Origin of the sequence: Anabaena sp. WA102 (assembly GCF_001277295.1) — a bacterium.
In the GTDB taxonomy this organism is placed as follows: Bacteria; Cyanobacteriota; Cyanobacteriia; order Cyanobacteriales; family Nostocaceae; genus Dolichospermum; species Dolichospermum heterosporum.
Map to the genome: position 1 here is coordinate 1,571,467 of NZ_CP011456.1, position 18,126 is coordinate 1,589,592.

Below are 18,126 nucleotides of genomic sequence, written 5' to 3' on the forward strand. Positions count from 1 at the left end.
GGCTATCTAATTATACTATTCGGTCACAATCTAATAATATAAACTATTCGTTAATTTTTGTCTAGTATTTTTTTGCTTTGTTATGGGATGCTGAGGTGTGGGTAAGGAAAATCACCCATGTTCCGGCTGTGAATTTTCAAAATTGTTGAAAATATGCAGGTTCATTTAACTTAATCTACCACTAGAGAGTGAATAATAGAGATATCTAAGTGGGATAGGAAGAAAATATATGGCACTAATTACCACTGGCAACGGTTTCATCCGCAATTTGGAGAAATTTGGGGCGTTGGGTGTTTATGTTCCTCTGGAGGGGGGCTATGAAGGTCGGTATCTGCGCCGATTACGGGCGGCTGGCTATGTTGGCCTCCATATTACTGCAAGAGGACTGGGTGATGTGGCTGCATATCTGACGCAAGTTCATGGTGTCAGACCACCACATTTAGGCAAAAGAAGCAATAGTAGTGGTGCGGCTGTGGGTGATGTATATTATTTACCACCAATGATCAGTTCCCATTTGGCACAATTACCTCCTAAGTCTAAGGGGTTGGTGTTGTGGATTATTGAGGGATATATTCTTTCTGATCAGGAAGTTGAGTATTTGATGGATTTGCCTAAGTTAGAACCAAGGGTTAAAGTGGTAATTGAGAGAGGTGGCGATCGCACTTTCCGCTGGACTCCTTTGGAAAAGACACTGTTAGCTAGTTAAGCAAATTGTCAGGGTGGGGAAAACCCCGCCCCTACTATGCAATTATTTCTAATTCTGTATTTCCTGTTGTACCCAAGTACGGAAAGATTTACTAGCTTGCACTTCATCTATTTGGCAATCTTGCAAAAATTGATAAAGTTTTTCTTTAGTGATTATAGAAAATGTGGGACTTTTTTCTCCTTCAACATATTGATGATTTTGAAGTTGATAAAATAGCACTATTTCACCGTTATAACGCCAAAATTCTGGTACTCCCATGCTGGCATAAAACTGGAGTTTATTGATGTCAGTATGAGTAATATCTACTTCTACAATCAAGTCTGGTGGTGGATCTTCGTTTAAATCAACTTTTTTTCCAACTACTTGAGGTTGATTTTGAATGTAATAACAGTTGTCAGGTTCAGCACTTCTTTGTAAATCATCACGATTTAAGGTGGTTGAACCCATTGTTTTAATTTTTAATCCACTTTCTTCTACCAAAATGCGGATGAATAGTTCAATTAATCTGGTAGCACTTTCATGTTCTTCTAATGGCATGGTAATTTCTAATGTCCCTTGATCATAGATAAGTCGAGAAGAACGACTTTGCCCTAATGCTGCTAAAATTTGCTGATAATTTTGCCAACTGATATTGTGGAAAACTACTCGCTGTTCTGCGGGGGTAGTTTCTGGAGTAATATTGTTTGGTTTAGTGATTGTACTAACCATAGTTGCCTTTAAATTTAGCTTAATAGTTATTATAACATATTACGCAAAAGCGAGAACCGAGTGAATTTAAATTTGTCTACTCCCTTACAATTAATTGGGCGTTCTGTAGAGTTTCAGCGGATTATTGAAATACTCGCAAAAGATGGTGATTTGTTAATTACTGGAGTTCCTGGTAGTGGGAGACGCACTTTAGTGAGAGGTGCAGCACAGGAGGTGAATACAGTTATCTTGGAAATAGACTGCATTCGCGCTACGGAAGCGGAGAGATTTGTACAACTATTAGCAGAAGCGATTAGTCAAAACTGGGAAGCGGGAAAAATTCAAAATTGGTTGAATGAAAATACATCTGAATTTTTTACTTTTAATTCGGAAACTCAACTAAAACTAATTCGTTCTTTGGAACAAGAACAACTATGGGAAGCATTCGCCAATTTGTTAGACTTATTGGAAATAATGGCGGTTGATTTAAATCAAAGAATATTACTGATTTTACAAAGTTTTCCCCATATTCGTTCTTGGGATCGTCATGGTTTATGGGAAACTACATTTAGGAAAGAAGTTAAGGCTTATCCTCATGTTAGTTATGTATTAATAGCCACGATTGCAGAATCTAGTCAACATCCAGATGATACTAATTATCCGCTAGAAACTATTCAATTAGCACCTTTAGCTAAGGACGTTGTAGCCTTGTGGGCGAGAGAAATATTACATACGCAAGGTTTCACTTTTGATTGTCATAGTCAAGCTTTACAGCTATTTTTAGAGGCAGTACAGGGACATATTGGCGATGGGATGGCGATTATTCGGCGGTTATCTGCGTCGCACTGTGCAGATGGATTAATTCGGGAGGAAGATGTGCAAAAGGCTATAGCCGGATTATTGAAAGATTTATCTATGACTTATGAATCTTTGCTGATGTTGTTACCGGCAAATCAGGTACATTTATTAGAGTCTTTGGCTATTGATCCTACTGATAAACCTCAGAGTAAGGAGTATATTCAAAAGCATGGACTTTCACGGGGTGGGAGTCTGCAAGGTGCGTTAACTGGGTTGCAGCATAAGGGTTTGATTTATGATGCTGAACATGGTTATCGGTTAGCTATGCCTTTGTTGGCTTTGTGGTTGCGGGAACGGTTAGGTTAATTTTGTTTCTCACGCAAAGGCGCAAAGACGCAAAGGAAGAAGGTTATGATTCTGGTAAAAATTCAGGTTCTAATATTTGTGTGATTTCATAATGACAATTTTCTGGAAAGGTTTCATAGGGGAGGTTTGTTTCTTTGACTGCTAAGTTAATTCCATCTTGATAACTTAATAAAAAGGCTTCTTCTAAATAGGATTTTAAGCTGGGACTATCTGCTAATATTCGGTTGATCTGAGTCCGTTGTTCTCGAATTGTTGCTAACCAAATATTACTACGTTTTTCTGGTTGATATTGCCATTTTAATAAATGTCCTAATAACAAGGCTAACCGATTAGTTAATTCTCTTCTTTCTTGTCTTCCCAATGTTTCTATTTCTTCAATTAAGTTGAGTTTATCTAGTGTTTCCCATTTTTCTTCTCTGAGTAGTTGTGCTTGTGTTTTTGTCCATCCATAAAAATCAGAATTGTACAGTGTATTCATGGTTTTTACCTGTAAACTACTATATATTATTTATTTGTCTGAATCAGGATTTTCAGGATTTTAGGATTTTCAGGATAGGAATTTGTCTGAATCAGGATTTCCAGGATTTTAGGATTTTCAGGATAGGAATTTGTCTGAATCAGGATTTCCAGGATTTTAGGATTTTCAGGATGGGAATTTGTCTGAATCAGGATTTCCAGGATTTTAGGATTTTCAGGATTGGCTATTTGTTGCTTTTTTATTGAATTGGCATCATTTGTATTTACGATAAAACGATAAAGCCAAATATTGGAATCAATAAAGTATTGTGTCTTCTCACCAGCGTTCATTTGCTTGTTCTCTAGTGAGTGGTTGAAAATCTGCAATCTTAATGGGATTTGCGGTTAATTGGTTAATAATACCTGTTTGCGGAAAGTGTTTCTTTTTTGGAAGTTGTAAAATTACAATTTCTACTATTTCCGCATTGTGTATTTCGTCTTGATACTCAAGGGGAATTTCGATTTTACCGTTATTTACTCTGGCTTTAAACTGTATATTTGTAGTCATACTGATATTTCTGACACAATTGTTGATATCTTACTTTTATTCTACAACTGTATTTGATTATTGTCAGAATCAGGATTTGCAAGATTAGAGGATGAACAGGATTTTGTTATTTTCACATCTTGCGTATTCTTCAATCCTGTAAATCCTTAAATCCTGGATATCCTGATTCAGACAAAATGGAAATATTATTAAAGGAAAAGGAGAAAAGAAAAAGCAGGACAAAAGAGCAAAAGTATAAAAGGCATTATCGGTCAAGATTTTGATAACTTTGGTTTTGTTGGTTCTGACTTCGTTGATTTCAAATGTATCACCAAAGCCACCTCCTCCCAGCCTAACTATTACCCGATAGCGGTCTTGTAGTAACAAGCCTGAACTACAGGTTTCACAAAATAGGATATTGTTGGGATTTTGCGGCTTTGGGCAGTTAGGATTGATGCACAGGCTCATAATCTTGGTAGGTAGCACATTTATCTGATATTCTACCTTTATTTACGGAAAATAAATATGTCTGAATCAGGATTTCCAGGATTTAAGGATTTTCAGGATGTGAATTTGTCTGAATCAGGATTTCCAGGATTTAAGGATTTTCAGGATGTGAATTTGTCTGAATCAGGATACTCAGGATTTGAGGATTTTCAGGATGTGAATTTGTCTGAATCAGGATGTTTAGGATTTAAGGATTTTCAGGATGTGAATTTGTCTGAATCAGGATTTCCAGGATTTAAGGATTTTCAGGATGTGAATTTGTCTGAATCAGGATACTCAGGATTTTAGGATTTTTAGGATGTGAATTTGTCTGAATCAGGATACTCAGGATTTTAGGATTTTCAGGATATTAAGAATATGAAGAAGATGAAAATAATGAAATCCTGTTCATCCTTAAATCCTGGATATCCTGATTCAGACATTCTCCCTAAAACCGTCCATTTCCCTGAATAATATGCTTCACTGTTGTTAAAGTTTCTAAACTAATAAATCCCCTTCTATGTCCTTTTTGATTGGACATTCCTAAAAATACAGCCTCTCCTCGTGAGGAGTGACGGGAAAAACGCGGGGAAGCATTAATGTAAGTGGAAGCGCTATTTACTCCTAATGCAAATTGGCGACTTTCTTGGTAGGATTCAGTGACAATACTATCAGCATGACTGCTACTATATTGGTTAATCCAAGCGATCGCACTTTCTAAACTATCTACTAACTTAAAAGCTACTGTTTTGGTTAAATACGGTGTTCCCCATTCTTCATCTTTGGCTAATTGCAATTGGGGAAATGCTGCAACTAGTTCTGCATCTCCTTTAAGTTGAAAACCTTTTTCTTTCAAACTACTCCACAGCACTGATAAGGAAGATGGTAAGGCTTGACGATGCACTAAAACTTTTTCAATGGCATTGACTTGATCTGGTTCGCTTTCATGGCTATCCATAATCATCCAGCGAATCATTTCTAAGCTACTATTTACTGACCAATACAGATAACAATTACCCATTGCTGATTTTAACACTGGGCAAGTTGCTTGTCTGACTACCTGTTGAATTAAACTGGAACGTCCGTAGGGAATAACTAAACTTAAATACTGATCTTGGGTAACTAAATCTCGCACTGAAGCACCATGTTCAGCCGTGATTAATTCTACACAACCTGCGGGTAATCCGACTTTAGTAATGGCTGTTTGCAAGGCGTTAGCGATCGCTGTATTGGAGTTACTAGCTTCCGTACTACCTTTAAGAATAATACTATTGCCAGTTTTTATGCAAAAACCAGCAGCGATCGCCCCCAAATCCGGGAAAGCCTCATAAATAAAGGCAATTACCCCCAAAGGCATCAATTGAGTATAACTTTGAGAGTCTTCCTGTTGATAATCAGCAGTTCTCACCCGGCGCAAAGGATCAGATAATTCCCCCAATCGTTGCAGAATCTTAATAGTATTCTCCAACCTAGAGGGGGTTAGCTTCAACCAGTCCAAAATTAATTCGGGAACTGCCATTTCTCGACTTGCTTCTAAATCTAGAGTATTAGCTTCGAGAATTTCATCAAAATCGCTTTCTATCGCTTGTGCCATTGCTAACACAGCGCGACTCCTATCTGTCCCCTTAGTCGTTCCCAATTTTAAGGAAGCCTGAAAAGCGCGGTTAGCACTTGTCATAGGTTCGGGGTAATCATCAATCACTTCACCTGTCATGGAGTTAACGTCTGTAAGTAAGCCAGACCATTAGTGCTGGCAGAATTACCAATAGCAATGCTACAATTGCCCAAGCTATGATGTTGGAACTATTAGCCAATCGTAGAGCTAATGGTAGCCATATAATCACTAACACAAAAATAATGCTGAGTGCTATTGGTAAATAGTTTTGTCCTAATCGGGGTTGAACAATTTGCCAATTATTGCCTTTCCAGCGCCAAGCACGCTTGTAAGGATAAGTAGTAGAAAGTTGCTCTAATACATATCCATTGTCTTCGACAACAAAAATTTGCTGACAGCGATCGCATCCAAACGCTTCTGTGAGTGTAATGGGAATTAACTGTCCATTGCGACGGCAAGGACAAATGTATTCCGTATTTAAGTCAATTTTATCTGGTTTTTGAGGTTGCACAAGCGAGATAAATAACTTGGGCGGTTTCTTACATTATTCCCTAATTTTCCTGAAAATCAGTATGGGAAACCTTGAAATTGCGTCTAATAATGTAGCTGGGAAAGTTTTCTCACAAACTCCGAAAAAATCCATCATTTACAAATTTAGTGGTGATGGAAAATCTTTAGTGTTATTTTAACATATCTACTTTAACTAGAAAGCGGGTGATGGGATTCGAACCCACGACATCAACCTTGGCAAGGTTGCGCTCTACCACTGAGCTACACCCGCGAGACTCACCAATAAACTTATTATTCCAGATATATTCAGCTTTGTCAACCCCTTAGCTAAACTTTTTTTTCAGTTGTCAGTGGCAAGAATTTTTAACCAATTACCCATTACCTATTACCCATTACCCATCACCCAATTAACCTGCTAAATTCGGGCGTAATTGCCGCATGAGACTAGCCATTTCTATAGCATTCATAGCGTACTCCCAACCATGATTACTCTTGATTCCGGCTCGTTCTAGGGCTTGCTGCATGGTATCTGTAGTTAAAATGCCGAAAATCACCGGTATACCTGTTTGGAAACTAGCCGCAGCAATACCTTTAGAAACTTCTGACGATACATAATCAAAATGCGGTGTTTGTCCTTTAATGACTGCACCGAGGCAAATTATGGCATCATAACGGCCAGATATTGCTAACTGACGGGCTACATTAGGAACTTCAAAACTACCAGGAACCCAAACATAGTCTACCTGCTGTCCTTCGGGGTCAGGATCTATACCATGACGCTTCAAGCAATCTTTACATCCTTCTACTAACTTCAATGTGACAAGATCATTGAAGCGAGCGATAATCAATGCAAAGCGCAAAGACTCGGTGTGCTGAAAATTTCCTTCAAAAACTGCCATAACTGCCTCTAAATAAATTTAGATAGAATAACTGCTTTACTAATATACTTTTCTGCCAGCAAAACAGAAGAGCAGGAAAGCACAATCAGAAAAAAGTCGTTGAGAAAACAATACCTTCACAAAACTGAAAAAGCCTTGATTAGTAGGTTGGACTGACGTAAGGAAACCCAACAAATGGTTTGGGTTGTGCTGTCGCTTCATCCAACCTACAAAAAATGGCGAAGATATTGAAAAAACAAAGTTTTTGCTTCTTGACTCTTTACTGAGCTTTTCTGCTCATTTACTGTGTATGGTAGATGCTAGTGAACGGTTAAAACATTCAACTAAACCACAAAGAAGTTTAATATAGCAACCAACACAACTAACACCGTCCAAATTCCTGAACCAACCCAGAGTAGTTTTTTAGATTCTACCCAGTTTTGAGGAGTAGCGTAAACAACAGGTACACCAATCACAAGCACGAAGGAGAACAGGACTAATGATATTAAAGCGATTTGAAATACTATGCTCATTTTGTTTTTCCCAACATAACTAAATCTTAGTTTTCCCGAAACTGCTGCTATATAAACAGTTTAGGGTTTTCAGTGAACCTTATGAAATCACAAGGCATCGCCTCATCAATTAATATTTTACGTCTGGTTTGTAACAGTTGCTCACTTCTCATCTTCCAATCTGTTTTTTTCTTTCGGGGATTGGGTGCTGGGGATTGGGGACTGGGGATTGGGAAAATGATTAAGATAGAAATTATATTCTCTGACTTCTACTTCCTTCCTTCTTCCTTCTTCCTGACTCCTGACTCCTGACTCCTGACTCCTGAACTCCTGAACTCCTGAACTCCTGAACTCCTACTTAAAATATATGGATTTAATTCTTTGTCACACAACTGCGGATTTCGACGCTTTGGGGGCAGCAGTGGGGTTAACTTGTCTCAAACCAGGGAGTAAAATCGTCCTAACTGGGGGCGCACATCCTCCTGTGCGGGACTTTTTGGCCTTACACCGTGATGAGTATCCGTTGATTGAAAGACGTTCCGTAAATCCTGAAAAGATTCGCTCTTTAATGGTTGTGGATACTCAAAAGCGCGATCGCCTTGGTAAAGCCGCTATCTGGTTCGATTTACCCAATGTCCAAGAAATCATTGTTTACGATCATCATTTTGGACAGGAAAGAGACATTCCCAGCACTCAATTATATATTGACGAAGTGGGGGCGACAACTACCTTAATGGTAGAAGAACTGCAAAAAAATAATATTTCTTTAAATTCTGCCCAAGCAACTGTAATGGCTTTAGGTATTCATGTTGATACAGGTTCATTAACCTATAAACAATCTACAGCCAGAGATGCTTTAGCTTTAGCTTGGTTAATGCAGCAAGGGGCAAATTTATCAGTTATTTCTACTTATCGAGATCCTGGTTTATCACCACAATTACAACAGTTATTAAGTACAGCTTTAGAGAATTTACAATATCTTTGTTTGCGGGGATATACCATAGCTTGGGTGACACTAAAAACCGATGGTTTTGTCCCCGGTTTATCAGGTTTAGCTTCCGAAATTATTGATTTAACAGAAACCGATGCTGTACTGTTAGCAAATGAATATTCTTTAGATGAAAATGATTTCCGCTTAACAGTAATTGGGAGAACGCAAATTCCCCAAACAAATCTTAATTCCTTATTTCAACCTCATGGTGGTGGTGGACATTCTCAAGCCGCATCTTTTAATCTTCGCACTACAGATTCCCAACCAATTTTACAACAATTATTAGATGGTTTAAAAGCCCAAATTCCCCATCCTCCCACAGCTAGAGATTTGATGTCTTCTCCAGTGCGGACAATTCGCCCTGATACTACTATAGCCGAAGCCCAGCGGATTTTATTACGTTATGGACATTCAGGTTTATCTGTAGTGAATAGCCAAGATTTATTAATCGGAATTATTTCCCGTCGGGATTTAGATATTGCTTTACATCATGGGTTTAGTCATGCACCAGTTAAAGGTTATATGACAAGTAATTTAAAGACAATTACCCCTGATACTTCTTTACCAGAAATTGAGTCTTTAATGGTAACTTATGATATTGGTAGATTACCAGTATTAGATCATGGGCAATTAGTTGGTATTGTCACCCGCACCGATATTTTAAGAGAATTACACCAACTAACAATTCAAAATATAGAATTAACAACTGATAATTATTCTCGAAATTTAGGACTTAATACTGAATTAGAAAAACGTCTCACTCCTCAGCTTTGGCGATTACTCAGTACCGCATCCCAAGAAGCAGAAAAACGCGGTTGGCATCTTTATTTAGTGGGTGGTGCAGTCCGAGATTTACTATTATCAAAAGCAGAGAATCGCAGTTTGATGATTAATGATATTGATTTAGTCGTTGATGGTTTTCATAAAACCGCAGATGTCGGTGCAGGGGTAGAATTAGCTAAAGCCTTACAGCAAATTTATCCAAATGCACGATTAGAAATTCATGGTGCTTTTCAAACTGCGGCTTTATTATGGCATAAAGATTTAGTATTAGACTCATTATGGGTAGATATTGCCACAGCAAGAACGGAGTTTTATCCTTATCCAGCAGCAAATCCAGAAGTTGAAGCTAGTTCCATTCGGCAAGATTTATATCGGCGAGATTTTACGATTAATGCCATGGCTTTAAGGTTAACTTCTCCTCGTGCTGGTGAATTATTAGATTTCTTTGGTGGTTTTATAGACTTACAAAATCAGCAAGTTAGAATTTTACACGCTAATAGTTTTATTGAAGATCCGACTCGGATTTATCGCGGTGTGCGGTTTGCGGTGCGGTTTGGATTTTCTCTAGAACCACAAACAGAAACTTATATTCGTTATGCTATAAATAGTGGAGTTTATGATAGAACAAGTCAAGAAAATAGTAAAACTCCGGCTTTGCAAACTCGACTAAAAACTGAATTAAAATATATATTAGCAGCAGATTATTGGCAATCAGCTTTAGAATTATTGGATAATTTGGGGGCTTTACAATGTATTCATCCTACTTTAAAATTAGATGTGGAACTTTCTCGACAATTAAATTTATTAAAACACTGTTTAAGGAAATTTGATAAAAAACAAACTTTAATAAATTGGCAAATGCGTCTAGAAGTATTAATTGCCTATTTACAACCAGAATATCGGGGAAAAGTAGCTAAAAATCTGCAATTAGTTGATGATAGTATTGTCAGATTAGATAAATTATCTCAAATTCAAGCTGAGGTAATTACGTTATTACCAACTTTTGAAAAACCTAGTCAAACTCTCTATTTACTCAGGAAATATGATTTGCAGACTTTAATCTTAATTGCTTTACAAAGTCCCCGCAAAATCAGAAGACGGATTTGGCAATATTTAACAAATTGGGGAAATATTCAACCGCTATTAAATGGGAATAATTTAAAACAATTGGGTTATAAACCTAGTCCCCAATATAAGCAAATGCTTGATGATTTATTGACTGCGACTGTAGATGGTATAATTAAGGATAAAGCGGAAGCAGAAGAATTTTTAGCCAAGCATTATCCTGGGTAATTGATATTAAAAATATGAGGTTGATATGCAAATTCAAACATCCAGCAAATATTACACTCCAGAAGAATATTTAGAACTAGAAGAAAAATCAGAATTTAAAAACGAATATATAGATGGGGAAATTATCCCTATGACTGGTGGAACTACAAATCATAATGAAATTTCAGGTAATTTTTATCTACATTTTAAATTAAAAATGCGGAATCAAAATTACAAGATTTATATGGGTGATGTTAAATTATGGCTAGAACGTTATCAAATCTATACTTATCCAGATATTATGGTAATTCAAGGAGAACCAATATATCAAGGAACTGGAACTACTCAAGTAACAAATCCGTTAATGATTGTCGAAGTGTTATCTAAATCAACTATAAATTATGATAAAACCGACAAATTTAGATTTTATCGTTCTCTTCCTGAATTAAAAGAATATATTATGATTAACCAATATGAATATTTTATTGAACAATTTGCTAAAAATGCAGAAGGACAATGGGTATTAACTGAATATGAATCAGTAAATGATATATTGTCTTTAAAATCCATAGATTTTCAAATTCCCTTCAATGATATTTATGAAGGTGTAAATTTCCGGTAGGTTTGGTTGACGTATCTTAGAGGTTGTTTGAAAACTTTTTCGTGTGGGATCTGACACCCGCAGATCCCCCTAAATCCCCCTTTTTAAGGGGGACTTTGAGGAATTTAGCCCCCCTTTGTAAGGGGGGTTGGGGGGATCTCGATTAATTCTGATACTTTTCAAACATCCTCTTACCCAACATCATATTATTGTCTGATAGCGTAGCTATATCAGGATTTACAGAATTTAAAAACAATATTAATTTACTGATAACATCCACGTTAGAAATGCTAAAATTGGCTCAACTGGTGGCAATGGATATTCAGTAATATCAATAGTGACTGAATTACCCTCCAGTTTTAAAAATTTCCAAGTAGTTCCACTAGTGACAGAACCGAAAATTATGGGAATGTTGACATTATTAGCAGCATTAAATTTTTGGGCAGCTACCATTTCTGCAATACACTGACCTAAACCACCATTAAGATTTTCTTTTTTTGCTTCTATAATTATAACTACTGGAGCTTGAATTTCTAATTGGCTTAGTGATTTACTAATCAGAAAGTCACAAATACCATTGAGTCCAATACTAGAATCAACGGTAAAATCTTCTCCAGAAAAAAGGCTAATTTGACGATCTAATAATCGTCGAACTGCTGTTAATACAGGGCTAATAATCCATTCAGAACGGGCTTTTTCACTACCCCTTGCAAGTACCAATGGTAAACCTTCTTCTAGTTCTTGACGTAGCAAATCATCAAGTTTTGCAGGAGGTACATCTGGAAAAAACCGTCCTCCTTCATGGATGGCGATCGCTAAATCCTGACGGACTTTTTTTAGTGTAAAATCACTGTAGGGCATAGTTATAATTAATTTTTGCTAGAAAAACAGAGTTTAGTTCCGTAGGTTGGGTTGTGGAACGTAAACGTATCCCTGCGGGACACTGCGTGAACGCGGAGCAATCGGAACGAAACCCAACATCATATTATTAAAACATATTATTAAAACTTTTGTTGGGTTGCGCGATTCCTGCGGAGCGCTTCGCTATCGCTTAACCCAACCTACATTTGATTTTAGATTAAATTGTATCAGGATCTATATTTAACTCCCGCAATTTTGCTGCTAAACGTTCTGCGGTTTCTTCAGGGGTAAAAACTAGCTTTCCTTCTGGTGTGAAATAGCGCAATAATCCCTCATGAATTCCCAAATATAAATTTAATTGTTCACTCCATAAATGTCCTTTTTCATTTGCTTCTAGAGGTTGATATTTTCCATCTAATAAATGAAATCCTGCAAATTCTAGTGTATAAGGATCAAACCAAAAATAATCCGGTGTGCGGAAAGTATTTTGATAAAGTTCTTTTTTGTATTCTCTATCTGTATTCGCTGTAGTTGGTGAGAGAATTTCTAAAATTACATTGGGATATTTACCGTCTTCATTCCAAACTACCCAACTTTTCCGAGTTTTGCGTTCTGTTCCTAGCACAACAAAGAAATCAGGACCTCGGAAATATTCTGATTTTTTCTGATTAGGACTATAGTAAATGGTGAGATTTCCCGCAGCATAGAAATCAGTTTTATCTTTCCACAACCATTCTAGACATTTGAAAAGGAGAATTATTTGTCTTAAATGTAGTTCTGTTTCCACGGGAGGTTCATCACTATATAAATCACTGGGGGGAAAAATCACATCTTGAGAGATGTTTTCTTTAAGTTCTAATTCTTGAGTAATCATCATAATATGACACCAAGTCGTTATTTATTGATTATAACATTAATTGTCTGAATCAGGATTTACAGGATTAAAAGATTAACAGGATGTGATATTCATTAATCCTGAAAATCCTTAAATCCTGGATATCCTGATTCTGACATGATTATATTCATTAATCCTGAAAATCCTTAAATCCTGGATATCCTGATTCTGACATGATTATATTCATTAATCCTGAAAATCCTTAAATCCTGGATATCCTGATTCTGACATGATTATATTCATTAATCCTGAAAATCCTTAAATCCTGGATATCCTGATTCTGACATGATTATATTCATTAATCCTGAAAATCCTTAAATCCTGGATATCCTGATTCTGACATGATTATATTCATTAATCCTGAAAATCCTTAAATCCTGGATATCCTGATTCTGACATGATTATATTCATTAATCCTGAAAATCCTTAAATCCTGGATATCCTGATTCTGACATGATTATATTCATTAATCCTGAAAATCCTTAAATCCTGGATATCCTGATTCTGACATGATTATATTCATTAATCCTGAAAATCCTTAAATCCTGGATATCCTGATTCTGACATGATTATATTCATTAATCCTGAAAATCCTTAAATCCTGGATATCCTGATTCTGACATGATTATATTCATTAATCCTGAAAATCCTTAAATCCTGGATATCCTGATTCAGACATTATTATATTCATTAATCTTGACAATCCTTAAATCCTGGGTATCCTGATTCAGACATTATTATATTCATTAATCCTGACAATCCTCAAATCCTGGGTATCCTGATTCAGACATTATTATATTCATTAATCCTGACAATCCTCAAATCCTGGGTATCCTGATTCAGACAATTTCTTTTTTTATCGAACCACAGAGAACACAGAGAACACAGAGAAAATGTCAAAATTATCTGCGTTTAATTTTTGATATTTCATCCTGAAAATCCTAAAATCCTGGTTATCCTGATTCGGACATTTCTTTAATTATCTTCATTGTTTCCACACTCACGGTACAGACTCTCATTAATAAATCAATTACCTGTTCTTTGTAATCTGCGAAACGATAGGTATTGAATTTTTCCGCAATGGTTGGATCTTTTGGTTTCTTTTCTTTATATTGATCTAATATCCATTCTAACGCACAACGATTACCTAGCATATATTCCCAAGCTATTTTCGGAATATTTTCTAATGTGGTGACATCATCTAAGATAATACTACCTTTGGTTTTATCGGCTTTGAGTTTTGGTTTGGGTGTTTTTTGATTGTCTTTTAAGGGAATATCAAGACGGGTTAAATTATAAGGTGTAACTGTTTCATAATTAATATGTAGTTCCATGAGTTGTTTTCCCCAATTAACCCATTTTTGGAAGTTTTCATAATAGGGTAAACGGGGAAATTCGCGTTTGAGGTTGAGTTCGTATTTGCTGCGATAAGCTGGGTTATGTAAGACTGCGTAGGTATAATGAAAGATGTCTATTTTGGTAATTGTTTGATCTTGGTAATGGGTTTGAATTTGTTTTAGTCCCCAGTCGGTTATATTATCAATGCGTTTTCCTTCTTTGTCGTAACGGTAAAGAGGAAAACATTGAGAACCACCTTGAGTTAGTAGATTTGGTACACAATCTACAGCCAATGCAAATGTTGGTAATTCTGTTCCAGTTTTAAACCAAATAGCAATATTATGATGATTATAATTAGGAAAAATCTCCGCTTGTTGTCCAATTATATCTATAGGAATATATTCAAAATAAAGAAACTGTTTTATAAAAGGCCGCCAAGCTGATTTTACTATATTTACGCTGTCAAAAACTCCTTGCTTATCCTTTCTTAATTTATCTCTCTTTATTCTGGAACTCCACTTTATAAGATTTCTTTCTGAGAGAATTTTATCTAAAACTGGATTAGATTCATCTTTAATATCAGGTGTGCGATTATCTTTTTTATATTTAGACCATCTTTCTAATTCATGATTATATTCATTGATAAAAAATTCCATCTTTGCTGCTAGATTATCTCTATCAAAATCATAAACCCACTCATCTCTATTTGTTGAAATTCCATTGGAGTATAGTTTAAATATTCTACCTTCAGGACAATCACTCTTATCAAATTTTGCTTCCTTGTTACAAAATGGAATTAAATCATCAAAATTATATTCTAATTGATTAACCCAACTATTATATTTGTCAGGAACAATATGAGTAAATTTAATATCAGAAAATTTTGAAGTTGATAAAAACTGCAATTTCTGTTCCGCAGTTATCAAACCTGGTAAATTAGAATAAAAAACCTTACAGTCACTTTTTGAGGAGTGATTTCTCTTTATCATGAAGCTAATAGCTACACCTAGCATAATATTAAACACATTACCTGATTTATCTCCAGTCCTAATATTTCCTCCTAAATCAATCACATAAATGTCACTAAAATCATCAGCTACAACTTTTCTAAAACCATCAAATGTTCCAGTATGTATAAATGAAGAATTAGTTATAAATGCAACAATTCCGTTATCTTTTAGCCGATTTGTAGCCCATCTAAAAAAGCGAGAATACATATCATAAACTTTACTTTTTTGAGCTTTACTATGATGAACGTATGTATTTTTTATGAGTAAATCTATTGCCGTATAGCTTCTATTTCTATTATTATCGTTTTCATTTTGTTGATTTGCATTATAAGGAGGATTACCAATAATTACAGAAATAGTTCTATCATTCTGTCTTTTGATTCTTGCAGTATTCTCCACACTCATAGCAAACAAATCCATTTGCTTACCCGCAAAAGAAGTATTATCCAAAGTATCTACAAAACAAATATTTTCAAACTCCTCATACACCCCCATTTTCTGTTTATAGGTGTATTCAATATTCAAATTTGCAATATAATAAGGCAAAATTGCCACCTCATTACAATGAATTTCATGTTTATATTTGTGTTCTAAACTCTGCTTTGGTAAATAATCAATCAACTCAGTAATAAAAGTCCCCGTTCCCGTCGCAGGATCTAAAATTTCGACATCTTTATCCGCTAACAACTTCCCAAAATGTTTATGAACTAAAAAATCTGTACTTTCTATCATAAACCTAACAATTTCATTAGGAGTATAAACAATCCCCAACCTATCCGCAGCTTTGGGATTATATGCTTTGTAGAAATTCTCATATAAAGCTTTGAGAAACTTCTGTTTTTCTTGATGATTATAAATATTAGCCGCAGTGCGTCGAATAACTGCATAATATCTTTCAATCGTTCCCAGAGTATTTTTCTTCACGCTTCCCGTAAAAAAGGTAGAAATTACCCTTTGTAATTCCCCCGCAATATTATTTTCTCTGTGAAATTGCGATTCATTAAAAATATTGATAAAAATATCTTCCGTCAAAATATGCTGAATCATCATTTCCCGAATATCAAATAAACTGATTTCTGGGTTAATTGATTCCTTGCAAATTCCCCAAAACTTATCCCGCGCAGTTTGAAAAGATGTGTTATTTTCCCCTTGACAATCTATCAAATCTCTGAGAGAATTTAATACAGTGGGTAAATCTTGCTTAAAAATTTCTATCGCTTCCCGAAAATCCTTAACTTCAGGACGCACATAATTAATAAAATTGGTAATAATTCCATCTACTGCGTCAGCGTCGCGCATAGATACACGCATGGTTTCTGTGCTAGATTGAATTAAAACCGCAGTTTGGGAATCTTCAAATAAAATATTACTATCGGGATAACCTTTATTTAATTTCTTGGCAATTTCTTCATCTAATTTATCATATTGATCCTTACTTTCCCAATAACCCCAATCTAACCGCAAAGCATCTTTAATTGTGCCATCGGGATAAACAAGTTTACCATTTGGTAATCTATAATCTAATTCAGGAATCAGTAAAAAATCTCTCGGTTTGCAATATTCATTGAGGAGATTTTGAAAAGCGACACGAATAGAAGTTTCTTTGCGAGAACCACCATATTGAATGATTTTTTCGACTTCGGCTTGATATTGAGTTACCAGGAGTCTAGACATAGCTGCACCACAAAATTTAAGTATATTTGTATTTTTAGGTTCTTAGAGGATGTTTGAAAAGTTTTTAATGTATAAATAAAACCCTCTCCAAACCTCTCCCCGCGTCGGGGAGAGGCTTTGAAACCCCCATTCCCTTGTAGGGAAGGGGGGAAGGGGGGTTAGGTTTCTAGAGATTATCGGTTTCATATAATACTTTCCAAACAACCTCTTATACTGGCTCTGTAATTTGATTTAAGTTAATATCCTCAATCAAAGGAATATTTAACCCTAAACGTAAACGTAAAGCCAACCAATCACTTAGAGCTTCTCTCAATTCACGCCGACAACCTTCTAATGTTTTATAATTTGCCCATACTCCCTGCAAACCTGGAATTTCACCCCAATAAGTACCATCATCTTCAATAATTTCATAAACTGCTAATTCCATTGCTTTATCAATGTAACTTGCCAGCATTTTTACTATTTCCTGTTAAGACGTAAATATTTCTTATGTTACAGCAGTTTTCATCTATTTAAACGATACTCTGAATAAGTCCATTTCTTTGTGCCTTGACCCTTTTGGGTTTACTCTGACGAGAGATACCTATCTACAGTGGTTGCATTTCACCAACTCAGAAAACTTTCAGATAGAAGCATTACGGGCTATATACAGGTTATAATTCTTTTTGCGGAGCAACTTTACAAAAATTTATGAGTAATCCCCTTGTGCAAGCCTTTTTCGTAGGCAGAGCAGTAGCTGAAGTGATTAATGAGCGCGTAGAAGTCGCCTTGACTGATGCTTTGAGTGAACTAGGCAAATTTGATGCTGAAACTAAAGAGCAACTACGCCAGTTTACAGAAGAAGTGATGGCACGAGCTAATCGAGCAGCAGAATCGTCTGCAACTGGTACAACCACAGGTAATACTTCATCTGGTGGAGATACAGTAGACTTACAGACAGAAATTGACGAATTAAGGGCAGAAATCGCTCTATTAAGAAGTGAATTGCAGAAGCATCGTAATGCTGCAAAATAGGTAATGGGTAATGGGTAATGGGTAATAGGAATAGGTAATGGGTAATTGGTAATGTGAAAAAATATTCTCCCCTACCTCCCCTACCTCCCCTACTTCCCCTACTTCCCCTACCTCCCCTACTTCCCC

At 36.0% G+C, this 18,126-nt stretch carries 19 protein-coding genes and 1 tRNA gene; 6 read left to right on the plus strand and 14 right to left on the minus strand.

Going from position 1 to position 18,126, the window contains the following annotated elements:
* Window positions 1-229: 229 nt before the first annotated feature.
* Window positions 230-706 (plus strand): NAD(P)H-quinone oxidoreductase subunit N, encoded by a 477-nt coding sequence (locus AA650_RS06795; protein ID WP_039204347.1) that lies wholly within the window; start codon window positions 230-232, stop codon window positions 704-706.
* Between the two features lie 48 nt (window positions 707-754).
* Here AA650_RS06795 and AA650_RS06800 read toward each other — a convergent pair whose 3' ends face one another.
* Window positions 755-1,414 carry a Uma2 family endonuclease gene (locus AA650_RS06800; protein WP_053538450.1) on the minus strand — a complete coding sequence of 220 codons (660 nt, stop codon included), beginning with the start codon at window positions 1,412-1,414 and terminating at the stop codon, window positions 755-757.
* Between the two features lie 60 nt (window positions 1,415-1,474).
* Between AA650_RS06800 and AA650_RS06805 the strand changes: the two genes are divergently transcribed.
* Entirely contained in the window at window positions 1,475-2,557 is a 1,083-nt protein-coding gene (locus AA650_RS06805) for an ATP-binding protein (protein ID WP_199924394.1), read from the plus strand.
* A gap of 43 nt (window positions 2,558-2,600) precedes the next feature.
* Here the strand turns inward: AA650_RS06805 and AA650_RS06810 are convergent, their stop codons facing one another.
* The 4 genes from AA650_RS06810 to AA650_RS29280 all read right to left on the minus strand — a co-directional run bounded on the left by AA650_RS06810 (window position 2,601) and on the right by AA650_RS29280 (window position 4,028).
* Complete coding sequence (locus tag AA650_RS06810; RefSeq protein WP_053538452.1) at window positions 2,601-3,035, minus strand: DUF29 domain-containing protein; 435 nt, start codon at window positions 3,033-3,035, stop codon at window positions 2,601-2,603.
* A 26-nt stretch (window positions 3,036-3,061) separates the two neighbouring features.
* A complete protein-coding gene (locus tag AA650_RS06815; RefSeq protein WP_053538453.1) occupies window positions 3,062-3,364 on the minus strand; it encodes a hypothetical protein in 303 nt (100 codons plus the stop codon).
* Window positions 3,351-3,581 (minus strand): hypothetical protein, encoded by a 231-nt coding sequence (locus AA650_RS06820; RefSeq protein ID WP_053538454.1) that lies wholly within the window; start codon window positions 3,579-3,581, stop codon window positions 3,351-3,353. Before AA650_RS06820 ends, AA650_RS06815 begins: the two co-directional genes overlap by 14 nt.
* Window positions 3,582-3,665: 84 nt before the next feature.
* A complete protein-coding gene (locus AA650_RS29280; protein ID WP_335337435.1) occupies window positions 3,666-4,028 on the minus strand; it encodes a 4-Cys prefix domain-containing protein in 363 nt (120 codons plus the stop codon).
* 57 nt (window positions 4,029-4,085) lie between these two features.
* Between AA650_RS29280 and AA650_RS06825 the strand changes: the two genes are divergently transcribed.
* Window positions 4,086-4,355 carry a hypothetical protein gene (locus AA650_RS06825; RefSeq protein WP_053538455.1) on the plus strand — a complete coding sequence of 90 codons (270 nt, stop codon included), beginning with the start codon at window positions 4,086-4,088 and terminating at the stop codon, window positions 4,353-4,355.
* 139 nt (window positions 4,356-4,494) lie between these two features.
* Here AA650_RS06825 and AA650_RS06830 read toward each other — a convergent pair whose 3' ends face one another.
* The 5 genes from AA650_RS06830 to psbZ form a co-directional block, all read right to left on the minus strand.
* Window positions 4,495-5,760, minus strand: a complete 1,266-nt coding sequence (locus tag AA650_RS06830) for a glutamate-5-semialdehyde dehydrogenase (protein ID WP_053538456.1) — start codon at window positions 5,758-5,760, stop codon at window positions 4,495-4,497.
* A gap of 4 nt (window positions 5,761-5,764) precedes the next feature.
* On the minus strand, window positions 5,765-6,172 hold the full coding sequence (locus AA650_RS06835; protein WP_053538457.1) for a hypothetical protein: 408 nt from the start codon (window positions 6,170-6,172) through the stop codon (window positions 5,765-5,767).
* Between the two features lie 198 nt (window positions 6,173-6,370).
* Window positions 6,371-6,442, minus strand: a tRNA-Gly gene (locus AA650_RS06840).
* A 136-nt stretch (window positions 6,443-6,578) separates the two neighbouring features.
* Window positions 6,579-7,070, minus strand: coding sequence for a 6,7-dimethyl-8-ribityllumazine synthase (ribH, locus tag AA650_RS06845; protein ID WP_053538458.1), 492 nt, complete (start codon window positions 7,068-7,070; stop codon window positions 6,579-6,581).
* 323 nt (window positions 7,071-7,393) lie between these two features.
* Window positions 7,394-7,582: a photosystem II reaction center protein PsbZ gene (psbZ, locus tag AA650_RS06850; protein WP_053538459.1), complete on the minus strand. Its 189-nt coding sequence runs from the start codon at window positions 7,580-7,582 to the stop codon at window positions 7,394-7,396.
* 346 nt (window positions 7,583-7,928) lie between these two features.
* On the opposite strand from psbZ, the gene AA650_RS06855 reads away from it, so the two are divergent.
* On the plus strand, window positions 7,929-10,628 hold the full coding sequence (locus AA650_RS06855; RefSeq protein WP_053538460.1) for a CBS domain-containing protein: 2,700 nt from the start codon (window positions 7,929-7,931) through the stop codon (window positions 10,626-10,628).
* A 25-nt stretch (window positions 10,629-10,653) separates the two neighbouring features.
* Entirely contained in the window at window positions 10,654-11,229 is a 576-nt protein-coding gene (locus AA650_RS06860; RefSeq protein WP_053538461.1) for a Uma2 family endonuclease, read from the plus strand.
* Window positions 11,230-11,466: 237 nt separating this feature from the next.
* On the opposite strand, the gene AA650_RS06865 is transcribed toward AA650_RS06860, so the two are convergent.
* From AA650_RS06865 to AA650_RS06880, 4 genes are all read right to left on the minus strand, one after another.
* On the minus strand, window positions 11,467-12,069 hold the full coding sequence (locus AA650_RS06865) for a hypothetical protein (RefSeq protein ID WP_053538462.1): 603 nt from the start codon (window positions 12,067-12,069) through the stop codon (window positions 11,467-11,469).
* A 217-nt stretch (window positions 12,070-12,286) separates the two neighbouring features.
* On the minus strand, window positions 12,287-12,946 hold the full coding sequence (locus AA650_RS06870) for a Uma2 family endonuclease (RefSeq protein WP_053538463.1): 660 nt from the start codon (window positions 12,944-12,946) through the stop codon (window positions 12,287-12,289).
* 971 nt (window positions 12,947-13,917) lie between these two features.
* Window positions 13,918-16,986, minus strand: coding sequence for a type ISP restriction/modification enzyme (locus tag AA650_RS06875; RefSeq protein ID WP_053538464.1), 3,069 nt, complete (start codon window positions 16,984-16,986; stop codon window positions 13,918-13,920).
* A 208-nt stretch (window positions 16,987-17,194) separates the two neighbouring features.
* Complete coding sequence (locus AA650_RS06880) at window positions 17,195-17,440, minus strand: type II toxin-antitoxin system HicB family antitoxin (protein WP_053538465.1); 246 nt, start codon at window positions 17,438-17,440, stop codon at window positions 17,195-17,197.
* Window positions 17,441-17,676: 236 nt separating this feature from the next.
* Between AA650_RS06880 and AA650_RS06885 the strand changes: the two genes are divergently transcribed.
* Window positions 17,677-18,000: a DUF6825 family protein gene (locus AA650_RS06885; RefSeq protein ID WP_053538466.1), complete on the plus strand. Its 324-nt coding sequence runs from the start codon at window positions 17,677-17,679 to the stop codon at window positions 17,998-18,000.
* Window positions 18,001-18,126: the final 126 nt, after the last annotated feature.